At 33.0% G+C, this 3,507-nt stretch carries 3 protein-coding genes; 2 read left to right on the top strand and 1 reads right to left on the bottom strand.

Annotated features, from left to right (window positions below):
- Positions 1 to 374: 374 nt before the first annotated feature.
- Positions 375 to 1,763 carry a DUF4139 domain-containing protein gene (locus ACUVXA_RS18275; protein ID WP_445872722.1) on the bottom strand — a complete coding sequence of 463 codons (1,389 nt, stop codon included), beginning with the start codon at positions 1,761 to 1,763 and terminating at the stop codon, positions 375 to 377.
- A 332-nt stretch (positions 1,764 to 2,095) separates the two neighbouring features.
- Here ACUVXA_RS18275 and ACUVXA_RS18270 point away from each other — a divergent pair, with 332 nt between their 5' ends.
- Positions 2,096 to 3,043: a hypothetical protein gene (locus tag ACUVXA_RS18270; RefSeq protein ID WP_445872721.1), complete on the top strand. Its 948-nt coding sequence runs from the start codon at positions 2,096 to 2,098 to the stop codon at positions 3,041 to 3,043.
- Positions 3,044 to 3,193: 150 nt separating this feature from the next.
- Positions 3,194 to 3,460 (top strand): hypothetical protein, encoded by a 267-nt coding sequence (locus tag ACUVXA_RS18265; RefSeq protein WP_445872720.1) that lies wholly within the window; start codon positions 3,194 to 3,196, stop codon positions 3,458 to 3,460.
- The last annotated feature ends 47 nt before the right edge of the window (positions 3,461 to 3,507 follow it).

The following is a 3,507-nucleotide window of genomic DNA, read 5'->3' as shown; positions in this document are numbered from 1 at the left end:
ATTTAATAGTTCCAATATAAACCGTTTCTAAATAAGTTAGAAAGCTGGCCTTTTTGTCACAATATAATTTATTTTAGGTTTTTCATACAAAAATTATCATTGATGAAGTTTAACGTCCATAAAGGGATTCAAGAGAGATTTTAGCTATAGTCACATAGTAAGAAGAAAAATAACCATTAAAATTTTTTGTACCATTTTTCATACAACTCTTCATAATTAATCTAATGAAAGTGTCAAATTCTATAAATTATTTTTTATTATATCTTCTGATTAAGGTATTTTTTAGACTAATTAAAAATTCAAAAAATTGAGGTTTATGATTATTCAATCTAAGGGTTGAATAATCTATTTCTAGCATTAGAAGTCCAGAAGTATTATTTATATGCGTATGAAAAACTGATTTCATTCTTTTCTTTAGGACCGAGAGTTATCAACCATATGAAGTTTCCTTCAAAATCCTTTTTCGGGTTGTGTGTTGCATTCATTATTTCTGGATGCGCATTCTCAGGGGCTTTATCGTTTATCCATAGAATTACTGGTTCGGATCTTAAGTTTTCCACTTTAAATTTTGTAAAATACTTTCTTACGAATTCTCCATTTGGCTCTTCCTTATTGGATTCAATTTTTTCTTGCTCTTTTTTCACATTCACATCAGAGGTGTGTCCAATCTTGATTCTTGCTTCTTCGCTTATTGGTGTAAATTCAATTCTTCCTTCACTTGTGAATTGCGCCTTTTCCCAATATACTACAGATCCAGGACCCCAGGCTAGATCCTGATTATTCATAATTTTCAGAAAGAGAATGGGTCTTGATTCGGATGTGTTCCAAAAATATTCGCGAGTACCCTCTACTGTTTCTTGTATTATGGGAACTAAAACAGAGGACATTTTAGGTATAGTTAAAGGCTCTGAGATATGGTACCTATACGAGAATGTTTTTTGGCCCGCTACCATGTTTTCCCCAGAATTTACTTCTGTATTGTTAAAGTTATATTTAACAATCTGAATCTTTGATTCGGGAGCTGATCCTACTTCCAAACCAACTGAAACCTCTTTCCAATCATCCTCAGTGGGGTTCCTAATAACACCCCAACCGTAAAGGATGAATTTTCCGTTCAGTTCGTGTATATGATATATCATGTCCCATTTTTCTAGTTTTTCCAAATATCTAATAGTTATATCATGAGTTTCTTTCCCGTCTTTACCGGGGTCTAATTCCCAGCCTATGGTTGCCTCTGTTTTGTTTGATGTTTGGCTTTGGCGTATTTTTTTAATAACATTTTTATTCGGAATAAGTTGATCCACGTCTTTTACTGGTATTCGGATAATTTTGTTTTCTTCATTTAATAAAACCAGTTCATCGCTTCTTTCTATGGAATCGTTAGTAATTATCAAATGACCGTTGGTTTCATAGCCCAAGACACATCCTGTAATTTCTTCCCCGCCACTGGTTATTACTACGGTTTCTTCGTTAATGGAACCTTCTATAATACTGGAGAAAGCCTTGTTTGGACTTATTCTAAATCTGTCTTCTACAACTTCGAATCCGTTTTCTGGGAGTTCATACTGGATTTTTTTCACCGCTCCTCCATCTGCATCGATAACCAGTATTGTTCTTAAAACGTTGTTTAAATCATTCAAATCAAAATTAAGGGTGTAGAGGATTCCTTCTTTTACCGGAACAGATCCCTGTCTTTCTATTATTGAGATTCCGTTTGAGTATAAAGTTACATGCTTGACTGGAATTTTTTTAGATACATCCATAAAGATCTTCTCCAAGATTTTTACTTTCCGGATAATGTGTCGTTAAATAATTGTGCGGGATAGTTTTATAATAGCAAAAACTTTTTTATTGAATGGTTTTCGAGGTTTCATTGTTTTTCTTGTTTAATTCTCTTTGTAATCTCTTTGTAATATCTGCTCAATACACAAAATATCTTTACTTACATTTTATTTAATATATTAAAATTTTTAATATATTATTATATTTTAATTAAATAAATAATAATATATATTATTAGAGAGGAGGTAAATGTGGATACAGATTCATTTTTAAGTTTTTAATTCGTTAATATTTATTTGGAGGAAGTGAGCTAATGAGCGAAAAACAGTCGGCAATCAAAGATATTCTCACCAAAATTATTAAGGACACGATTCAGGAAACTGTGGAACCCCCTATACGCACCATGATAAAAAGTATACAGATGATCCGTGACCGACTCAATGAGCTTGAGGCTTCGGTTGAAAATGTAATCACCGATCAGGGTGTTAAAATCGATAAACTTGGGGAAGAACTCAATATTCTCTATTCAACAGTGAAAAATCTAAAAGAAAGGTCACAAGAAACTCCAAATTTGCCCAATACAACCGTTACACAAGAAAAGAAACCCGAAATAGAGGTTAATTCTGCAGAGGCTCAGTCTGTTAAAACTGTTAATAGTGCTATCTCAAAAGTAGAAACTCCAACTACTGAGTCTATAGAAAAAGTTACAAAAAGAAAAATAACAGAAGAGAAGATTAGAGCATTGTTCAATAAATTAGAACAAGGTTTACCTTCACCCGAGGAGAAAACAGAAGCCGAAACAATTACCGAAAAATTGTCTGAGGAAGCCGATACAGAAGAAATTTCTCCTCTCCCGATGCAAAAAATTGATAAACCCGCCTTTAAAGAATCTATAAAATCTACAGATACCTCATTAACTTTGGAAGAAGAACCATCAGATGTATCCGTAGAGGAACAAGAAAAAGAGTTAATATTTGAAGAAGAGGTTCCTGCAATTCCTATGACTGATAGCGAGGAATTATCCTCGGTTGAAATTTCGACATCCGAATTAAGAACTGTTCTTGACGATTTAACTGCCGAACTAAGTGAACTTGAGATTCAAAGATCTGATTTCGAAAGAAAACTCGGAGATCTTGCATTTGATCGGATGCGTGGTCTCATAACCGAGGAAGAATATAGGTTAAAAACTCAGGAACTTAGACAAAACTTGGAGAATATATCTAAAAGAATAGATCAAATTATGGAGAGGATGAGATCCTAAAAATTCTGGAATTTAATTAAATAAATTATTTATAAGAATATTTTTAAATTTATAATATTATTGAATTATTTTCTAGGCTGAAGATTTATAAATGGGGATTAGGATTAAAGGCTTAAAAATAAAGTAGATGATAGGGGTCGGTGGAAACTAATGGCTAGAGAGTTTAAAGATGTTTGGGAGTACTACTATACTACGAGCATGGGCAAAGAGGGGGAACAAATTATAGTTATTCACGCTACTGCATCAGTAAAAAATTTGGTTAAATTGGGATTGAAAGATTCAGCTAAAATTAAGAAACTTTGGCTAGACGTTATAAAGCAGGTGCCTTTCTTTAGTGATAACGCTGTTAGCACAAATTTCGAGATAAATGTTGAAGGAGATAATGCTGAAGCAATCATTACTATAACACAAATGTAGAAATCATAGACATTTGTCACCCCCCTCTTTAAATTTCTTTTCCGAGT

The sequence above is a fragment of the Candidatus Jordarchaeum sp. genome, from assembly GCF_052745115.1.
The sequence above is the reverse complement of the archived record's forward strand: the minus strand, read 5'-3'. Positions and strand labels throughout refer to the sequence as shown.

Bases quoted from the DNA above. Each gene is read 5' to 3' on its own strand.
- ACUVXA_RS18270 (WP_445872721.1), top strand. From the start codon at position 2,096: ATGAGCGAAAAACAGTCGGCAATCAAAGATATTCTCACCAAAATTATT.
- ACUVXA_RS18265 (WP_445872720.1), top strand. From the start codon at position 3,194: ATGGCTAGAGAGTTTAAAGATGTTTGGGAGTACTACTATACTACGAGC.
- ACUVXA_RS18275 (WP_445872722.1), bottom strand. From the start codon at position 1,763: ATGGATGTATCTAAAAAAATTCCAGTCAAGCATGTAACTTTATACTCA.